The 17,752-nt window shown below is 50.1% G+C and carries 14 protein-coding genes, 2 pseudogenes and 1 riboswitch; of the genes and pseudogenes, 11 read left to right on the plus strand and 5 right to left on the minus strand.

Annotated features, from left to right (window positions below; translation table 11 throughout):
- Window positions 1-51 precede the first annotated feature (51 nt).
- Window positions 52-522, minus strand: coding sequence for a multidrug/biocide efflux PACE transporter (locus tag RFN81_RS15845; RefSeq protein WP_264496741.1), 471 nt, complete (start codon window positions 520-522; stop codon window positions 52-54).
- 134 nt (window positions 523-656) lie between these two features.
- Here RFN81_RS15845 and RFN81_RS15850 point away from each other — a divergent pair, with 134 nt between their 5' ends.
- A complete protein-coding gene (locus RFN81_RS15850; RefSeq protein WP_264496742.1) occupies window positions 657-1,538 on the plus strand; it encodes a LysR family transcriptional regulator in 882 nt (293 codons plus the stop codon).
- Between the two features lie 240 nt (window positions 1,539-1,778).
- Entirely contained in the window at window positions 1,779-3,422 is a 1,644-nt protein-coding gene (gene fumA, locus RFN81_RS15855) for a class I fumarate hydratase FumA (protein WP_264496743.1), read from the plus strand.
- Window positions 3,423-3,565: 143 nt separating this feature from the next.
- Here the strand turns inward: fumA and norR are convergent, their stop codons facing one another.
- Window positions 3,566-5,122, minus strand: coding sequence for a nitric oxide reductase transcriptional regulator NorR (norR, locus tag RFN81_RS15860; protein WP_264496744.1), 1,557 nt, complete (start codon window positions 5,120-5,122; stop codon window positions 3,566-3,568).
- Between the two features lie 147 nt (window positions 5,123-5,269).
- On the opposite strand from norR, the gene norV reads away from it, so the two are divergent.
- The 6 genes and pseudogenes from norV (at window position 5,270) to RFN81_RS15890 (ending at window position 11,686) form a co-directional block, all read left to right on the plus strand.
- Complete coding sequence (norV, locus tag RFN81_RS15865) at window positions 5,270-6,799, plus strand: anaerobic nitric oxide reductase flavorubredoxin (protein WP_264496745.1); 1,530 nt, start codon at window positions 5,270-5,272, stop codon at window positions 6,797-6,799.
- A 7-nt stretch (window positions 6,800-6,806) separates the two neighbouring features.
- Window positions 6,807-7,946 (plus strand): NADH:flavorubredoxin reductase NorW, encoded by a 1,140-nt coding sequence (gene norW / locus RFN81_RS15870; RefSeq protein ID WP_264496746.1) that lies wholly within the window; start codon window positions 6,807-6,809, stop codon window positions 7,944-7,946.
- Window positions 7,947-8,050: 104 nt separating this feature from the next.
- The gene (tehB, locus tag RFN81_RS15875; protein WP_264496747.1) at window positions 8,051-8,911 is read left to right on the plus strand and encodes an SAM-dependent methyltransferase TehB; all 861 of its coding nucleotides are present in this window, start codon (window positions 8,051-8,053) and stop codon (window positions 8,909-8,911) included.
- A gap of 241 nt (window positions 8,912-9,152) precedes the next feature.
- Window positions 9,153-9,474: pseudogene (locus RFN81_RS15880) on the plus strand (transposase); the annotation flags it as partial.
- A gap of 106 nt (window positions 9,475-9,580) precedes the next feature.
- Entirely contained in the window at window positions 9,581-10,402 is an 822-nt protein-coding gene (locus RFN81_RS15885) for an alpha/beta fold hydrolase (RefSeq protein ID WP_264496748.1), read from the plus strand.
- 18 nt (window positions 10,403-10,420) lie between these two features.
- The gene (locus RFN81_RS15890) at window positions 10,421-11,686 is read left to right on the plus strand and encodes a glycosyltransferase (RefSeq protein ID WP_264496749.1); all 1,266 of its coding nucleotides are present in this window, start codon (window positions 10,421-10,423) and stop codon (window positions 11,684-11,686) included.
- A gap of 66 nt (window positions 11,687-11,752) precedes the next feature.
- On the opposite strand, the gene ribB is transcribed toward RFN81_RS15890, so the two are convergent.
- Window positions 11,753-12,406 carry a 3,4-dihydroxy-2-butanone-4-phosphate synthase gene (ribB, locus tag RFN81_RS15895; RefSeq protein WP_264496750.1) on the minus strand — a complete coding sequence of 218 codons (654 nt, stop codon included), beginning with the start codon at window positions 12,404-12,406 and terminating at the stop codon, window positions 11,753-11,755.
- A gap of 127 nt (window positions 12,407-12,533) precedes the next feature.
- Window positions 12,534-12,732: riboswitch (FMN riboswitch) on the minus strand.
- A 187-nt stretch (window positions 12,733-12,919) separates the two neighbouring features.
- Here ribB and ubiK point away from each other — a divergent pair.
- A complete protein-coding gene (gene ubiK / locus RFN81_RS15900; RefSeq protein ID WP_264496751.1) occupies window positions 12,920-13,201 on the plus strand; it encodes a ubiquinone biosynthesis accessory factor UbiK in 282 nt (93 codons plus the stop codon).
- Window positions 13,202-13,265: 64 nt separating this feature from the next.
- Here ubiK and yjeH read toward each other — a convergent pair.
- Together yjeH and zipA are read right to left on the minus strand one after the other, a co-directional pair.
- Window positions 13,266-14,519, minus strand: a pseudogene (gene yjeH / locus RFN81_RS15905) (L-methionine/branched-chain amino acid transporter).
- Between the two features lie 129 nt (window positions 14,520-14,648).
- The gene (zipA, locus tag RFN81_RS15910; protein ID WP_264496752.1) at window positions 14,649-15,566 is read right to left on the minus strand and encodes a cell division protein ZipA; all 918 of its coding nucleotides are present in this window, start codon (window positions 15,564-15,566) and stop codon (window positions 14,649-14,651) included.
- 224 nt (window positions 15,567-15,790) lie between these two features.
- On the opposite strand from zipA, the gene cysZ reads away from it, so the two are divergent.
- Entirely contained in the window at window positions 15,791-16,582 is a 792-nt protein-coding gene (cysZ, locus tag RFN81_RS15915) for a sulfate transporter CysZ (RefSeq protein ID WP_264496753.1), read from the plus strand.
- Between the two features lie 161 nt (window positions 16,583-16,743).
- Window positions 16,744-17,712 carry a cysteine synthase A gene (gene cysK, locus RFN81_RS15920; protein WP_264496754.1) on the plus strand — a complete coding sequence of 323 codons (969 nt, stop codon included), beginning with the start codon at window positions 16,744-16,746 and terminating at the stop codon, window positions 17,710-17,712.
- Window positions 17,713-17,752: the final 40 nt, after the last annotated feature.

Raw genomic sequence — 17,752 nt, forward strand, 5'->3', positions numbered from 1 at the left:
CCGGCAACATGCGTATTAGGGCACTAAACCTGCCTACGCTAACACCCGGAATCAGCGTAGACGGGAATGGCCCGCTATCTGGCGAGTGTGACGACGGCGAGCGATCATACGTTCCCGTAGCGCATCATAGGCCCAGTTATACAGCACGGTATACGGCAGGAAAAACAGAAAGAAACCGATCTCCACTTTGAGTGCCTGCCATAAGGTGATGTTCAGCATCCACGCCGCCAGCGGTAACCCAATCAGAATGAAACCGCCTTCAAATCCCAGTGCGTGGCCGATACGCACAGCGAGTCGGCGTTGTACGCGATCGGCAGGCCATAGGCGATCGAATATCGCGTTATAGATCATGTTCCATATCATCGCAATGCTGGATAGCATAACCGCCAATGCACCCATATCAAAGAGCGGTTTATTCAACAACCAGGCACCGACTGGCGCGCAGATCGCTAATGCAATCAGCTCAAAGCCTATGGCATGGTACCAGCGTTCACGTAAGGTTTTATTGGTTTTGTTCTGCATAGCCTATTCACTCTATCTTTATTGCGGATGTGTTCTGACCATTATCATGGATGACACTGTATTACGGCCCGATTATCATCGTATAAAATGATAGAATAAAGTTAGTTTCCATCGATAAAACCGATAGAGGTAGGATGCGTTATTCACCCGAATCCCTGTTAGCCTTTGTGACGACCGTCGATGCGGGATCGTTTTCCGCCGCCGCACGGCGATTGCATAAAAGCCAATCCACCATTAGTGCCGCTATTGCCAATTTGGAAGCCGATCTGGGGTTAGTGCTATTTGATCGATCGGGTCATCAGCCTGTACTCACGCTAGCAGGCGAAAAGGTACTTTCTCATGTACAGGCGATCCTGTCGGCCAGTGAAGCCCTGGATGAGTTGGCGATCCGTTTGGCCGACCATATCGAGCCACGTCTGACGTTTGTGTTATCCGATATCTGGCAAGCTGCGCATTACGAACCGGTACTCAAGCGGTTCGCTCACCATTTTCCCGATATTGAATTTGAATGCCTGATAGCGGAAGGCGATGATGTCATCGATCTACTGCAAACGCATCGTGCGCATGTCGGTATATTGCGCGCGCAGGCAGATTATCCGCCCGATATAGCCGCGGCACGCTTGCAGATTAAAACGGAAATGGCCGTCTTTGTGTCGGTATTCCACCCCCTAGCCAAAGAAAAAAGCGTGACCCGCAGCCAACTGGCGACAGTCCGCCAGCTCTATCTCAATACCTATAAACGTAGCGACCAGCCACAACCGCAAGGAATAGTCTGGTCTGCGCCGTCCTACCTTATGCTACTGGAAATGGCGCAGCAGGGGCATGGCTGGAGCATTCTGCCGCGCTGGTTAGTGGCGCAATACGACCAGAATAAGCTGGTGGAATTGCCGGTCGCGGGCTGGCCGCAGTGGATTGACGTGGACATTGTCTGGTCTAAACCCCATCCGCCCGGCCCAGCCGGACTGTGGATGATTGACCACCTTCTTGAACAGCAGGAAAACATCTTCTCTGGATGAGAATAGGTTTTCCCAGCATAGGACGCCTGATGCTTTCCCTCCGCGTCACCTTGCAAAAACACCCATTATTGTGACGCACCAAAGTAGTACTTCCCAATGAAAAACCCTACTATGAAAGGGATTACTACTTGAGTATTCGCGGCACCCCCGCAGATGCCGCAATCGTGCGCCTTAATAATAAGATGTTGCATACGATAAGGTGAAAATTCACTCATTCATACGATTGCAAGTGAGAACAAAATGTCGAATAAACCCTTCTATTACCAAGATCCTTTCCCACTCAGTAAGGATGACACCGAGTATCGCCTGCTGAGCAGCGATTTTGTTTCTATCGCGCAATTCGAAGGTCAGGACATCCTGAAAATCGAGCCAGCAGCATTAACGCTTCTGGCGCAGCAAGCCTTCCATGATGCTTCTTTCATGCTCCGCCCCGCTCACCAGCAGCAGGTAGCCGATATTCTTCACGACCCCGAGGCTAGCGAAAACGATAAATACGTGGCGCTGCAATTCCTACGTAATTCTGAAATTGCTGCCAAAGGTATCCTGCCAACCTGCCAGGATACAGGTACCGCTATTATCGTCGGTAAAAAGGGGCAGCGCGTGTGGACTGGCGCTAACGATGCCGAAGCGCTGTCCAGAGGCGTCTACAATACCTTTATTGAAGACAACCTGCGCTACTCGCAAAACGCGCCTTTGGATATGTACCAAGAGGTCAATACCGGCACCAATCTGCCCGCGCAAATTGACCTCTATAGCACCGAAGGTGAAGAGTATAAATTCCTGTTTGTCACTAAAGGCGGCGGGTCTGCCAATAAAACCTATCTGTATCAGGAAACCAAAGCGCTACTGACGCCAGGTAAATTGAAAAGCTTTTTGATTGAGAAAATGCGTTCATTAGGCACCGCCGCCTGCCCGCCGTATCACATCGCATTCGTGATTGGCGGCACGTCGGCGGAAACAACGCTGAAAACCGTCAAGTTGGCGTCAACCAAGTACTACGATGAATTGCCGACAGAAGGCAACGAGCACGGTCAGGCGTTCCGTGATATCGCCCTGGAGCAGGAGATTCTGGAAGCGGCGCGCGATCTGGGTCTGGGCGCGCAGTTTGGTGGGAAATACTTTGCCCACGATGTGCGGATCATCCGCCTACCGCGTCATGGCGCATCCTGCCCCGTCGGTATGGGGGTGTCTTGTTCCGCTGACCGTAATATTAAAGGGAAGATCAACCGCAAAGGCATTTGGCTGGAACAGTTGGAACAAAACCCGGGGAAATACATTCCTGAACATCTGCGCGAAGCGGGCGAGGGCGATGCGGTAAAAATAGACCTGAACCGTCCGATGGCCGAGATCTTGAAAACGCTGTCGCAATACCCGGTATCTACCCGACTCTCGCTGACCGGCACCATCATCGTCGGCCGTGACATTGCTCACGCCAAGCTGAAGGAACGACTGGATAACGGCGAGGAACTCCCGCAGTACATTAAAGACCACCCGATCTATTATGCCGGCCCGGCAAAAACGCCCGAAGGCTATCCGTCCGGTTCACTAGGGCCGACAACCGCAGGCCGCATGGATTCCTACGTCGATTTACTACAGGCCAACGGCGGCAGCATGATCATGCTGGCAAAAGGTAACCGCAGCCAGCAGGTGACCGACGCCTGTAAGAAACACGGCGGCTTTTACCTTGGCAGCATCGGCGGGCCAGCGGCAATCCTGGCGCAGAACAGCATTAAGAGCCTAACCTGTGTGGAATACCCGGAATTAGGGATGGAAGCCATCTGGCGGATTGAGGTAGAAGATTTTCCGGCCTTTATTCTGGTAGACGATAAAGGCAACGATTTCTTCCAGATGATCCAGAGCGCCAAGTGCGTGAAATGCGGTTAAGTTAAATACGCGATAGAGAAGTTAGGAGAGATCTCGTGTGCCGATGCCCCTATTTTCGGGGCGTCCAGACCGTTGACAAACCTATTTGCCGAATGAAAATGGGCTTTATCAGCAACCTCAGCGCCCCGATTTTCGGGGCGCTTTTATTTGATGCCCAGACGTTTCGCCAAACGGTGTAGGTTGCCGCTGTCTATTTCCAGTTCTCTCGCGCAGGATGACCAGTTGCCCCCATGACGCGCCAGCGTTTGCTGGATGATCCGACGCTGATAGCCGTCCGTGGCCTCTCGCAAGCCGCCGCTGATGAAATAATCTGGTGTGCTGCCAGTGGCACTCGGTTCCCCTGCAAAAGCATGAACGGGCTGGGAGGGAAGCTCAAGATTGAAATGCTCTGGGCCTAACAGCACTTCACCCGATTCCTGTCCCGCTCTTGCCAGCACAGTCGCGCGGTATATGGCATGCTCTAACTCGCGCACATTCCCCGGCCAATCGTACTGTTCCAGCAGCGCTCCCGCCTGCACGGTTAAGGCCAAACGCGCCAACCCCAGTTGAACACGGCTACGTTCGCAGAAAAACCCAGCCAACAGTGCTATATCCTGACGACGCTCACGCAGCGGCGGTACGGATAAGGGAAAAACGCTCAGACGATGGAATAAATCGGCGCGAAAAACACCATCCAGCACCGCCTGACGCAAATCACGATTGGTTGCCGCCAGTACACGTACGTTCACTTTCAACGTGCTATCATCGCCCACGCGCTGGAGATCGCCATATTGCAATACGCGCAGTAACTTCGCCTGTAGCGTCAGCGACAGTTCACCAATCTCATCCAGAAATAGCGTGCCGTTATCCGCCATTTCAAATTTACCGGTACGGTGGTGAATCGCTCCGGTAAACGCCCCTTTTACATGGCCAAATAATTCGCTCTCCGCGACCGATTCCGGCAGCGCAGCGCAATTAAGATAGACCAACGGATGATCAGCCCGATGCGAACCACGATGGATCGCTCGCGCCACCAGCTCTTTGCCGACGCCCGTCTCCCCCATGATCAGCACATTCAGGTCAGACCCCGCCACAATATCGACTTCTTTCTTTAGCCGCTGCATCGCTTCAGACAGCCCGACCATTTCCTCCGCGCTTTCCACCGCCGGGCTTTCGGCACGCACCGGCGCAGGCAATTGCCGTTCAAGACGCTCCATTAGCAGAGCATTACTTAGCGCCGCGGCCGCCATTGCCCCCACTAATCGCAGCTCTTCATCGCTAAAATGATCAAACTGGCGCGGATCCATACCATCCACCGTTAGCGCACCGATCAAATTCTGATTCGCAAACAGCGGCAGGCCAACACACGCGTGCACTTTAAGATCTTCCTGGCTGGGGATCAGGCCATCATAAGGATCAGGAAGCTGACTATCCGCCGGGAAACGTACCACATCGCCCGCACGGGCGATCGCTTCCAGCCGCGGATGATCGGACAGACGAAAACGTCGTCCCAGCACATCCGGTGCCAGACCGTCTATCGCCAACGGTCGAAATAGCTGGTTCTCATAACGTAGCAACGCCGATGCATCACAGCGTAATAGCTGGCGTAGGCTATTAATCAACCGCTGAAAACGATCTTGATTTGATAGCCCCATTTGCAACTCGATAGCGATACGGGCCAGGGCGTTGATAGAAAGCATTTGGGTGTGTCCTAATGACATTATCATTGTCATTACGACACTAACCCAATAATGTCATTATGACAATGTCGATTAATTAATTCATTAAAATCAATTAATTAAAAATTGGCACGGTTTCTGCAATCTCAATGACAACTCTCCTGATTGTTACCATTGAGGTCTCAGAACATGGCAATTCACGTTAAGAATAATATTCACTGGGTTGGACAACGCGACTGGGAAGTCCGTGACTTCCACGGTACGGAATACAAAACGCTGAAAGGCAGCAGCTACAATAGCTATCTCATCCGCGAAGAGAAGACCGTGCTGATCGACACCGTCGATCATAAATTCAGCCGTGAGTTTGTGCAGAACCTGATGGCGGAAGTGGATCTAAACGCCATCGATTACATCGTGATCAACCACGCCGAAGAAGATCACGCTGGCGCACTCAGTGAGCTAATGGCGCACATTCCCCATACACCGATCTATTGCACTTTCAATGCGATCGATTCCATTACCGGCCATCATCATCATCCCGAATGGAATTTTCACACGGTCAAAACCGGCGATACGCTGGACATCGGCAATGGCAAACAATTGATCTTTATCGAAACACCGATGCTGCACTGGCCGGACAGTATGATGACTTACCTGACCGAGGATGCCGTATTATTCAGTAACGACGCGTTCGGCCAGCACTACTGTGATGAACACTTGTTTAACGATGAGGTAGATCAAACCGAGCTATTCGAGCAGTGCCAGCGCTATTTCGCCAACATTCTGACGCCATTCAGCCGCTTAGTGACCGCCAAGATCCACGAAGTGCTGGGCTTTAACCTGCCGCTGTCGATGGTCGCCACCTCACACGGCGTGGTATGGCGTGACGATCCGGCCCAGATCATCCACCTGTATCTGAAGTGGGCCGATAGCTATCAGGAAGATCGCATCACGCTGTTTTACGACACCATGTCTAACAATACCCGCATGATGGCCGACGCCATCGCGCAGGGTATCAACGATGTCGATCCCGGTGTCGCGGTGAAAATTTATAACGTCGCCCGCCATGACAAGAATGAGATCCTAACGCAGGTCTTCCGGTCGAAAGGCGTATTGGTCGGTTCATCGACGATGAATAATGTAATGATGCCGAAAGTTGCCGCAATGTTGGAGGAGATTACCGGCCTGCGTTTTCAAAACAAGAAAGCGTCCGCATTCGGTAGCTACGGCTGGAACGGGGGCGCGGTCGATCGCGTGCAAACTCGCCTGATGGACGCCGGTTTTGAAACCACGCTGGCGTTGAAAACCAAGTGGCGTCCTGATGGCAGCGCATTGGAGATTTGCCGTGAACACGGCCGCGAAATCGCACGTCAGTGGGCGCTGCATCCGTTGGATAATACGCCGGCTCGTCGCGTTATCTCACCGGTAAAACCGACGACCGCCATACCACAATCTCCCGTCACACCACTCGCCGCAAGTGCCCCCGCTACCAGCGCTTGTGGGTGTAATGAAGTCACCGCGTCAGAGTCAACCGTACCGCCCGCGGCGCTATCAGACAGTGGCCGTATGCAGTGCAGCGTCTGCCAGTGGATATACGATCCGGCGCTGGGTGAACCGATGCAGGATGTCGCCCCCGGCACCGTCTGGTCAGACGTGCCAGACAGCTTCCTCTGCCCGGAATGCGGGCTGGGTAAAGACGTTTTCAATCCAATGCGTTGAGGCGAGGATGATGAAAGATATCGTGATTATTGGCGCGGGCTTTGCCGCCCGCCAGCTTATTCGGCAGCTACGTAGGCTGGATGCTCATTGTCCTATCCGTATGATCGCTGCCGACAACGGCGATGAGTACAACAAGCCGGATTTAAGCCATGTGATGAGCCAACAGCAACGCGCCGACGATCTGACGAAAATGCAAGCCGCAGAATTCGCGGAGGAAAACCGCATTACGCTACTGGCAAACACGCGCGTCACCGCGATTGATCGCCAGGCGCAACAGGTTGCTTGCGGCACGGATCGTTATGATTACCAGAAGCTAGTACTGGCGACAGGAGCCAGCGCAAGGGTGCCACCAATTCCAGGGCATGAACATATGCTAACGCTCAATAGCCAGCAGGAATACCGTACTCACGAAAGTCGGCTCTGGCAGGCCGAACGTATACTTGTACTCGGTGCCGGGTTGATTGGCACCGAACTGGCGATGGATTTACGCCGCGCGGGAAAACGTGTCACCCTAGCTGACTGCGCCAGTAGCATTCTACCCGCGTTGATGCCGCCCGAAGTCAGCGCACGTCTGCAATTCACGCTGACGCAGCAAGGGGTCTCACTGCATCTGAATACCACCCTGCAACAGCTAGAGAAAACCGAAACTGGCGTGCGGGCGACATTTATCGATGGGCGGACTATTGAGGTCGATGAAATCATCGCCGCTATCGGTTTGCAGCCTAACACACCGCTAGCGCAAACAGCAGGGTTGGCTGTGCGGAAAGGCACCCAGACCAATGCGCAGTTACAGACCAGCGATCCGCAGATTTATGCGCTAGGCGACTGTGCGGAGATTAACGGTAGGCTCCTGCCCTTCCTGCAGGCTATCCAGTTGGCCGCAATGCCACTGGCGAAAAATCTGCTAGGCGGCAATGAAATGCTGACGCTGCCGCCAATGCTGGTAAAAATCAAGACGCCGCTGTTTCCTTTGCAGATGGCAGGCGATGCCGCCGGTAGCGATTTACACTGGCAACAGGAATGGGACGAACAGGGTATGGTGGCGCAAGCACGGGATAGCCAACACAAGCTACGTGCCTTTGTGGTCGGCGGTGCCAGAATGAAGGACGCCTTCCCACTGCTACGACAGCTTTCTGCCACTACCTGATACCGCAAAATAAATATGCATATAAAATACATATTTCTGGTCAGACCGTGTGGGGATTCATAGAATATAGTCATCGCTTTCAGCATTTATGGACCGAGGTAACGATGCAAGATCTCATTTGTTATAAAAAAATGCCACAGTGGAACCACCTGACGCTGCCCGAGGCATTTAAGGAAAAGCACAATACGCAAGCAGGCACCTGGGCAAAATTGACCGTGTTGCGCGGGGAAATGACCTTCGCCATGTTAACCGAAGATGGCGATACGCTGGAGACGTATCATTTTTCCGAGCACAACCAGCCGCCTTTTGTGGAACCACAGGCCTGGCACCGCATTGTTTCGTGTTCTGACGATCTGGAATGTCAACTCAGCTTTTATTGTTCGCCCGAGGATTTCTATCATAAAAAATATGGTCTGACGCGTACCCATTCCGAAGTGATCAAGGCGATGCAGTACGTTAAACCGGGTAAAGCACTCGATTTAGGCTGTGGCGGCGGACGAAACGCTCTGTATTTGAACCTGCGCGGATTTGACGTTACCGCCTGTGATAAACACGAACCCAGTATTGATTCGCTAAATAACATCATTAAAAGCGAAGCGCTGGAGAACATCCGAGCAGGCGTTTACAATATCAACCTTGCGGAAATAAAAGCACAATACGATTTCATCCTGTCAACTGTCGTACTGATGTTCCTGGAACGAGATCGCATTCCGCACATTATTAGCAATATGCAGGAAAGTACCGTTAACGGCGGCTATAACCTGATTATTGCCGCGATGTCCACGGAAGATTGTCCATGCCCAATGCCCTTCTCGTTTACTTTTAAAGAAGGCGAACTGAAGGACTATTATGCCGATTGGGAAATCCTCAAATATAACGAGGATATGGGGGAACTACACAAAACCGATGCGCAGGGTAACCGTATTAAGCTACGTTTCGCTACCCTACTGGCGAGAAAACCCTAATCATACCACGCTGGTTTCATTGCCAGCGTGAATACGCTATACCCACTGCGTTATCCACGCCATTTGTCATTATTCACTTCTCTTTTTAAGGGAATAATAAGAATACTCTTGTTTACCCTTAATACTCATCCTCATGAGCTATACCTAATATCAGTGGGTTCATAAGGATAACATCATGGCTGATAATCACGTTCAATTTCCAAAAATAATTTCTATTCATCAGTTTATGAAAGCATATGGAACTGAGGCTCTGATTTGTTTTCTCGGGGTCAAAGAGGCGAAAAGCGTTCATTATGCCGTCGTGACGGGCGTCGGCGCAGAACGTGAAACATTGCCTTATTTTAAGTGGATTAATACCATGATAATCAATGGTGAAAAATTAATGTATGGAACATATCATGCGATCGCTAACAAATATTTACTGCGTTATCTCGCTGAGTTTTGTTTTAGGTTTAATCGACGATTTTATTTAGAATAAGGTGTTTGAACAATTGATTAATTCAAGTGTTCAAACCGCACCGATGCCTCAACGTCTTCTTAAATTTCCCGAGATTCGGGGGTAAAAAATAATTATATGGAAAATACGGTAATATATATATATATTCACCTTCAATAGCATTGATGGAGTTCTCACTAACCTAATCATGAGGGAAAAGCCTTAGGAGGCTAATGATGGTATTTAAACAAGAAATAGTTGTTTATAACGGTTATAAAATCAATGTTGAACGTCATATTTATAGTAGTAAATTACAATCTGCAATTCTGGTTAATGGTGCGTTGGCGACATCTTCGTCATTTTTACATTGGGTTAAGCATTTAGAAGGTCGAGTGAATACCATTCTTTTCGATTTACCCTTCGCAGGGAAATCCAAACCCATGAATAAGTCACTCAGTATCATCACCAAAGAGCAGGAAGTCGAGATCATCAATCATCTGATTCGTCACTATGAACCTGAGATTATTATGTCCGTTTCCTGGGGCGGGTTAGCTGCACTTATGGCGGCAAACCAAAATACGGACATTATTAAGAAAGCCGTAATTGCCTCGTTCTCAATCACTATTAATGAGAAAATGGAGCGGTATATTCTTAAAGCGCGTGACTATGTTTATGCCAATAAATTTTCCGAGTTAGGTATGTTGCTAAACGATGAGGTAGGAAAGTATTTGCCACGCGCACTCAAACGAACCAACTATAAACACATCGCCAATCTGGATATTCATGAGTATCATCAGGCTTGTTTTCACTTGGAACAAATCATCAAGCTAAAAGATTTTGATTATAAGCGTCTAATCAGTAAGACATCTATCCCCGTCATTTTTATCAATGGGGAACGTGATGAGTATACGACCTGTGAAGACGTTAAATACTTAAAAAATTACCTTCCTAATAGTGAGTTTTATACTGTTAGTCATGCCGGTCACTTCCTTGATTTAGAGAATAAGCAGGCATCACTTGCGCTGAAAGATATTTTCGAAAACGTTATCCCTTAAGATTAAAGGAATTAAAATATGAATGTATATTTAGCCGCACTTGGATCGGCTGGCGATGTCTACCCATTCATTTTAGTTGGCGATCACTTAGTAAAATCGGGTCATTGCGTTTACCTGTGCGCCAATCCCTTTTTTAAAGCGCTCGCGGAATCTCGGGGGATGAATTTTATTAGTATCGGCTCAGCACACGAATATCAGAAAACCATTACTTCGCCAGAACTGTGGCACAAAAGAACAGCGCTGGATACCTTATGCCGCTATATGCTGACGCAGCAAGAAACGATGTATGACCAACTCGTAAGTAGAGTCGATGCCGCTGATATCATGGTCACCTCACTTTGGTCTTTTGCCGCTAAATCACTAGCAGAAGTAAAAAAATGCTGTGTCATCCCCATGCGCGTTGGCCCGTCGACTTTTCTATCACAGGATAAGCTGCCGCAACATGCCAAGCTCAGTTGGCTCAATTTGCTCCCCCGACCACTGCGCAAGTATCTTATCCGTGTGTATGAAAAACAGGTGCTAGACAGACGGCTCGCTGCTGGCGTTAATGCTTTCCGGCAAAAAATAAACTTGCCGCCTATAACAAGAATTCTGACACATTGGACACATCATTCAGATGATGGTTTAGTTTGCCTGTTTCCAGATTGGTTTGCCCCTGTTCAAGCAGACTGGCCACATAACGCAACGTTAGTCGGATTTCCGCTTTTCAAAGCTTCTACACCGTCAGATAACCGCAATGTACCACCCGACTTCTTTGCGCAGGAGACGGTGCTGTTTTGCCCTGGCTGGGCGCTTCAACAAGACGAGAATCTGTTGCGGCGAATCATTAACGAAATACTTCGTTTAAGGAAACAGTGCCTACTAGTAGGCGTAGACCCAAATGCATTACCGCAACAAGATGGCGTACTGGTGCGAAAAGAGGTCGATCTGGATTACTGCCTGAATGCCTGCTGTGCGGCAATACATCACGGGGGAATTGGGACAGTATCGCTGTGCTTCTACCATGCCGTTCCACAGCTCATCTTCCCTAGTGCATTCGATCAATTCGACAATGCGCGTCGTGTTGAGCAATTAGGATGCGGAATTACGTTAACCAAGCGGTATTCGAAGGCGATTAACCAAGCGCTTGAGCGGGTTATAAACGAAGGCTGCATCCGTGAACGCTGCCGTTGGGCGCAGGAGAAATACGGCGAGAAAAATCATTGTATGGAAAGTATTCGCACCACACTGGAACAGGCTCATCATCAGCATCAATTGACAATAGACCCCATTGCCACGGCCTAATCATCACTATAAATTCATCGATATAAGTAAAGGGCCACTAAATCGGCCCTTTATCATACTTCTATATCAGCTGGCTTTGCGCTCAACCGCTATACGGTAAGCCACCAGATCTTCAATCGTTAACACGGGCATGTCGTGTTGTTTGGCAAATGCGATGACTTCCGGCGCATGCGCCATAGAACCATCATCATTCGTCAGTTCACACAAAACACCAAATGGCTTCAGGCCTGCCAGCGTCATGAGATCCACCGTCGCTTCAGTATGACCACCGCGCGTTAATACGCCGCCGGGTTGCGCGCGCAATGGGAACACATGGCCGGGATGATTGAGATCGCTTGGTTTTGCGTTATCCGCAATCGCAGCGCGAATAGTTGTCAGACGATCGGCTGCGGAAACCCCTGTCGTTACGCCTTTAGCCGCTTCAATCGTTACGGTAAACGCGGTTTGAAAATGGCTGGAATTATTTTCCACCATCATCGGCAGAGCTAACTGTTGACGACGCTCTTCCGTCAGGCAGAGGCACACAATGCCGCTGCCATGACGAATCATCAGCGCCATTTGTTCAACGGTCATATTTTCAGCGGAAAAGATCATGTCACCTTCGTTCTCACGATCTTCATCGTCCAACACCAGCACCCCTCGCCCATGACGCAATGCATCAAGTGCGCGTTCTACGCGTGCGGTTGGATTGCCAAATTCAGAAAGTAATGTCTGATTCATGGTAAAAAACCTCAATGTAATTATCGATTACCAGAATCAGGGCGAGCTTGAGGAGTAACCGCGACTACGGATTGCATAGCCATGGTTAACAAAAATAACGCGAGCGAGCGTAAAGCCCGACAGATGCCGTTACTCTCTCCCATCCGGACTTTAACCGTCGGCCCCGGAATTACACCGGATCTGCTGACCCCACGTCGCGAAATCGATAATAAACAGCGAAAACATCACGTGAGCGCTCGCGGGCTTCCAATACGTAGAACCTTATTCATTCATACGTTCACTGGTTTACCGCCGGTGGGGAATCACACCCCGCCCTGAGAATAAGCAGGGTTACTATAGCGCTAATACCTCATCAGGGCAATTGATCCGCCACGCGGAATCAGGCAAAACGTCAGTAGAAATACGGTAAAATTATGCTGAATTTGTACAAAGCAGATGTCGGATTTCGTTCCTAGGCATTACACTTGCTCTTGCTATAATCATTAATTACATAACCTATATCAGGAAAGCGACATGATTGACCCAAAGAAGATTGAACAAATCGCCCGCCAAGTGCATGAATCAATGCCAAAAAGTATTCGGGAATTGGGTGATGATGTAGAAAAAAAAATCCGTCAGATCTTACAGGCTCAATTGACCCGATTAGATGTGGTGAACCGTGAAGAATTCGATATTCAGACGCAGGTTCTGCTACGCACACGCGAGAAGATAGCTCGTCTGGAGCAACGACTGACCGAACTGGAGGCCAAATGGCCTACCGAGGAAAAGCCAATCGGTACGCCAGAAAACGACTAATCCCCACCATAAGACGCCCTGCTCAGGGCGTTTACCGATTCGCACCGCATTCGGCATAAACACTTCAGCGAGAAGCTAACTCAACCTGTTTACGCGGTAGAAACAGCCACAGCACGCCCAGCATAATGAGCGCATAAAGCGATTTCCAACCTATCATCAGCAACAGTGCGCAGCAAAGCATACCACCAATGGCTGCCATCACCCTCGCTCGCCCTGTCAGCAAACGCCATCCCGCCAGCATACATAGTAGGTAAATTAGTACGAAGATACCGTTGGCATAAACTATCAGCATATCCAGCGGCAGGCCGAGCCAGTAAATCAACAGACAGCACACCAGACAACAAAGCACCACCATCGACAGGGCGTTCACTGGCGTTTGTCCTGTAGACAACGTTGCGAGCGTACTGCCTTTCGGCGCCTGTGACCACACTAAACGAGCAAAACCCTGCGTGTAGATATTCACGCTGGCAAAACAGGCCAAATACCCAACAATACAGGCGATCCACAGCGCATGTTTGCCAAACAGTTGCACAACGATACCCGGCAGAGACGCCGTTGCCGCCATCCCCTCACCATAGGCGGCAAAATGCAATACCGCCACCGTACATCCCCAATAAACCGCTCCGGCAACCAGCATGCCGATGAGTAAAGCCCGAGGAAAATCCCGCTCCGGTTCGCGGAATTCCGTCGCCATATGAGCAAAAGCTTCCAGGCCGACAAAACACCAGAACATAACGGATAGGGCGCTAAAAGTATTAGACTAGGATAATTCACTCATCGACGGCCAGGGGATATGCGCGGGTGTAATATCGCCCTGCCACCAGATAGCCACGACTAGGCCCACGACCAACATTGCGATGACGATCTGAATATTGGCGCTAGATCCGGCGCTGCGCAGGCCCAGTAGCCAAATACCACACAGCGTTAATAGCTGTACGCAGAGTAAACCCAGGTTGCTCCAGCCAAACGCCGCCTGCCAGAACCCAGCGGCAATCTGCAAAGCGGCAGGCAGGCCGAGAGGAATAACGGAAAGGAACAGCCAACTCGTTACGCGCGCCATGCGCGGCCCAAAGGCGAGGTTAACAAAATGGGCAGCGCCGCCTGCATGGGGAAAATGTTGCCCTAACGCAGCAAAGCCAATGGCAATAGGGAAAACAAACAGAATTAAGATCGGCCACGCCCACAGACTATCCTGCTGTGCCAGCTGAGCGACCAATGCGGGGACGGCAAACACGCCAGTACCCAGTAAAGAAGTAGAAAGCAGCCCTACTCCCTGAATCAGACCTAGATCTTGTTTTAATTTTTTTTCATCGCTCACTGCATTCGCCTTGCTATTTTTCTACCCCTACGCCAGAAAGAAAAATAAAAAAAGCCTCCATGAACTCACGGAGGCCCCTCATTCGCTTTCTGAACTCACATACCTGGCATCAAAAAAGACACCGCTCTATCAGGCATTCGCTTTCAACACATCCCGAATGCGAGCCTTGTAGGATTCAACTTTCTGCGGCGTCAACATGCGGCGCTCATCATCCTGCACTACACCACCGACATCATCAGCGATACGCTGTGCAGACTGTAACATCAGTTTAAAATTCTGACTGGCGTCGCCATAAGACGGCACCATCATGAAAATGGACACACCCGGCGTGGTAAATTCGGCCATTTCATCCACATTAAACGAGCCTGGTTTCACCATATTTGCCAGACTGAACAGCACCGGCCCACCACCAGCGGGGTTCACGTGACGATGGAAAATGCTCATTTCTCCAAACTGGAAGCCCGCCTGAAGCAAGCTTTGCAACAGCAGTTCACCACCTATGACGCTCCCCTGGTGCGCCACAACATGCAGCACTAAAACCGCTTCTTTCGCAGCGGAGGACTCGTCGGGCTGTTGGGAAACGGACGACGACACATCCTGTTCAGGTGGCCTACGTGGCGTGTCTGTATTATTCACCTCTGAGATGGAATCATCATCGGAGGCGAGGACACGCGGCGGCGTATCATCCACTGGCGTCGATTCATCAAGTAAAGGATCGTAAGAAGAAACAGGGGACACATCAGCAAACGGTGATTTCGCCTCTGCCCCCGCATCTTCACGTTCCGAGGCATGGTCAAAAGCAGTATTGCCAAGCGGGGGATCGCTCTGCTGCGCACGCGCGCCCTTAACGCGGACTTCGCCAACACCGTCATCCAACGCCTCAAACGGCGTTTCATCACGAACTTTCTTAGCGCGTTTCAGTTTAGGCGGGGGGTCACGAAAAAGGGACGAGCGCTCTTTGCGGCTAGTCCACAAGCCGTGCAGTAGAAGCGCTATTATCGCGATCGCGCCAACGACGATTAATATCAGACGCAAGTCCTGCATCATTGCAATCCCAATTGTTCCAACAATACATTGCCACTACGGCAAATACTTATACCACTAACTCTATTTGCCTGAGTACACAAGTGCAAGTCTGCACGGTACTTTATGACAATAAAGATAGATATAACGCACTTTTTTGCTGTTTTTTCATTCAAATGTAGTCTGGTCAGCATAAGATCATCCCGATATGATGCCCTGACAACTACATGAATGGGTCTATTGCCACTATGTCTTTCGCAAAACCGTCTCTCAGCAACACCACAGACCAGGTTCGCAGCGGCGTACACTATTTTTTTGCCGGATGGCGTTTAATCTCACGACCGGGTATTCGGCGCTTCGTTATTCTCCCCTTACTCATGAATATCATACTAATGGGAGGCGCTTTTTGGTGGCTGTTCCATCAATTAAGCGACTGGATCCCCCAGATCATGAGCTATATTCCGAGTTGGCTGCAATGGCTCAGCTATCTCGTTTGGCCGCTTGCTGTACTCTCTATCTTGCTGGTATTTAGCTACCTATTCAGCACTATCGCTAATATCATTGCCGCGCCCTTTAACGGTTTGCTGGCGGAACAGCTAGAAGCCATATTAACCGGCCAAACGTTGTCGGATAGCGGCATACTTGGCATCGCCAAAGATATCCCGCGGGTAATGAAACGTGAGATTCAGAAACTGGCATACTACCTGCCCCGCGCGTTGGTATTATTGATCCTCTATTTTATTCCCGGCATTGGGCAAACCGTCGCGCCAATTCTATGGTTCCTATTCGGCGCCTGGATGATGGCGATTCAATATTGCGATTATCCTTTTGATAATCACAAAGTAGACTTTCCAACCATGCGGCGGGCATTACGTCGCCATAGCATCGCGAATATGCAATTTGGCGCGCTGGTCAGTCTATTCACGCTAGTGCCACTGTTAAACTTGGTTATTATGCCGGTTGCGGTATGCGGCGCAACCCAACTGTGGGTAGACCGTTATCGTGATCTGTCCACCACACTACCGAAAAAAACGCCATAACTGGTGATAAGCCGTTGTTTTACAGCGCCGTGCTTTGTATATGTAATGAAAAGATATTTCTTAAGAACATAACGATATAGCAATTCTTTACTTCACGGACAGGTGTGAACGAGTATTCTCTCTACGTTGGCAAAAATTTCATACAGTTATAAGGACAGGCTATGAGCAAGATCTACGAAGACAATTCTTTCACAATCGGCCATACGCCGCTGGTTCGCCTAAACCGTATCGGTAATGGACGCATTCTGGCTAAAGTGGAATCCCGCAATCCCAGTTTCAGCGTCAAATGCCGTATCGGCTCTAACCTAATTTGGGATGCGGAAAAACGTGGCGTCCTCAAACCGGGCATCGAACTGGTTGAACCCACCAGCGGAAACACGGGGATCGCACTGGCATACGTTGCGGCGGCGCGCGGCTATAAGCTCACACTGACCATGCCGGAAACAATGAGTATTGAGCGTCGTAAATTGCTGAAAGCACTCGGCGCCAATCTGGTGTTAACCGAAGGCGCGAAAGGCATGAAGGGCGCGATTGCTAAAGCAGAAGAAATTGTCGCTAGTGACCCGAGCCGATATCTGTTGTTGCAGCAGTTCAGCAACCCTGCAAACCCAGAGATCCATGAAAAGACCACCGGGCCTGAAATCTGGGAAGATACCGACGGTCAGGTTGACGTCTTTATCTCAGGTGTGGGCACTGGCGGTACGTTAACTGGCGTTAGCCGCTACATCAAGAACACCAAAGGCAAAGCAATCATCAGTGTGGCGGTTGAACCAGCCGATTCGCCGGTCATCTCTCAGGCGCTAGCAGGCGAAGAATTAAAACCGGGCCCGCACAAAATTCAGGGTATTGGTGCCGGTTTCATCCCAGATAACCTGGACCTGAAATTAGTCGATCGCGTAGAGAAAGTGACGAATGAAGAGGCCATCAGCACCGCGCGTCGCTTGATGGAAGAAGAGGGCATTTTAGCAGGGATTTCTTCCGGGGCCGCCGTTGCCGCCGCGCTGAATTTGCTTAAAGAGAAGGAATTTGAGGATAAAACAATCGTCGTTATTCTGCCTTCTTCCGGTGAACGCTACCTGAGCACGGCATTGTTTGCGGACCTCTTTACCGAGCAAGAACTGCAACAATAGTAGCCCGGTTTTACCCGCTCAATAAGTAAATGACATGTTA

The sequence above is a fragment of the Pectobacterium cacticida genome, assembly GCF_036885195.1.
In the GTDB taxonomy this organism is placed as follows: Bacteria; Pseudomonadota; Gammaproteobacteria; order Enterobacterales; family Enterobacteriaceae; genus Pectobacterium; species Pectobacterium cacticida.

What these genes read in the sequence shown, in the direction of transcription:
- norR (WP_264496744.1), bottom strand. Translation starts at nt 5,122, where the DNA reads ATGTCATTAGGACACACCCAAATGCTTTCTATCAACGCCCTGGCCCGT.
- ribB (WP_264496750.1), bottom strand. Translation starts at nt 12,406, where the DNA reads ATGAATCAGACATTACTTTCTGAATTTGGCAATCCAACCGCACGCGTA.
- RFN81_RS15850 (WP_264496742.1), top strand. Translation starts at nt 657, where the DNA reads ATGCGTTATTCACCCGAATCCCTGTTAGCCTTTGTGACGACCGTCGAT.
- cysK (WP_264496754.1), top strand. Translation starts at nt 16,744, where the DNA reads ATGAGCAAGATCTACGAAGACAATTCTTTCACAATCGGCCATACGCCG.
- fumA (WP_264496743.1), top strand. Translation starts at nt 1,779, where the DNA reads ATGTCGAATAAACCCTTCTATTACCAAGATCCTTTCCCACTCAGTAAG.
- RFN81_RS15885 (WP_264496748.1), top strand. Translation starts at nt 9,581, where the DNA reads ATGATGGTATTTAAACAAGAAATAGTTGTTTATAACGGTTATAAAATC.
- ubiK (WP_264496751.1), top strand. Translation starts at nt 12,920, where the DNA reads ATGATTGACCCAAAGAAGATTGAACAAATCGCCCGCCAAGTGCATGAA.
- tehB (WP_264496747.1), top strand. Translation starts at nt 8,051, where the DNA reads ATGCAAGATCTCATTTGTTATAAAAAAATGCCACAGTGGAACCACCTG.
- RFN81_RS15845 (WP_264496741.1), bottom strand. Translation starts at nt 522, where the DNA reads ATGCAGAACAAAACCAATAAAACCTTACGTGAACGCTGGTACCATGCC.
- zipA (WP_264496752.1), bottom strand. Translation starts at nt 15,566, where the DNA reads ATGATGCAGGACTTGCGTCTGATATTAATCGTCGTTGGCGCGATCGCG.
- norW (WP_264496746.1), top strand. Translation starts at nt 6,807, where the DNA reads ATGATGAAAGATATCGTGATTATTGGCGCGGGCTTTGCCGCCCGCCAG.
- cysZ (WP_264496753.1), top strand. Translation starts at nt 15,791, where the DNA reads ATGTCTTTCGCAAAACCGTCTCTCAGCAACACCACAGACCAGGTTCGC.
- norV (WP_264496745.1), top strand. Translation starts at nt 5,270, where the DNA reads ATGGCAATTCACGTTAAGAATAATATTCACTGGGTTGGACAACGCGAC.
- RFN81_RS15890 (WP_264496749.1), top strand. Translation starts at nt 10,421, where the DNA reads ATGAATGTATATTTAGCCGCACTTGGATCGGCTGGCGATGTCTACCCA.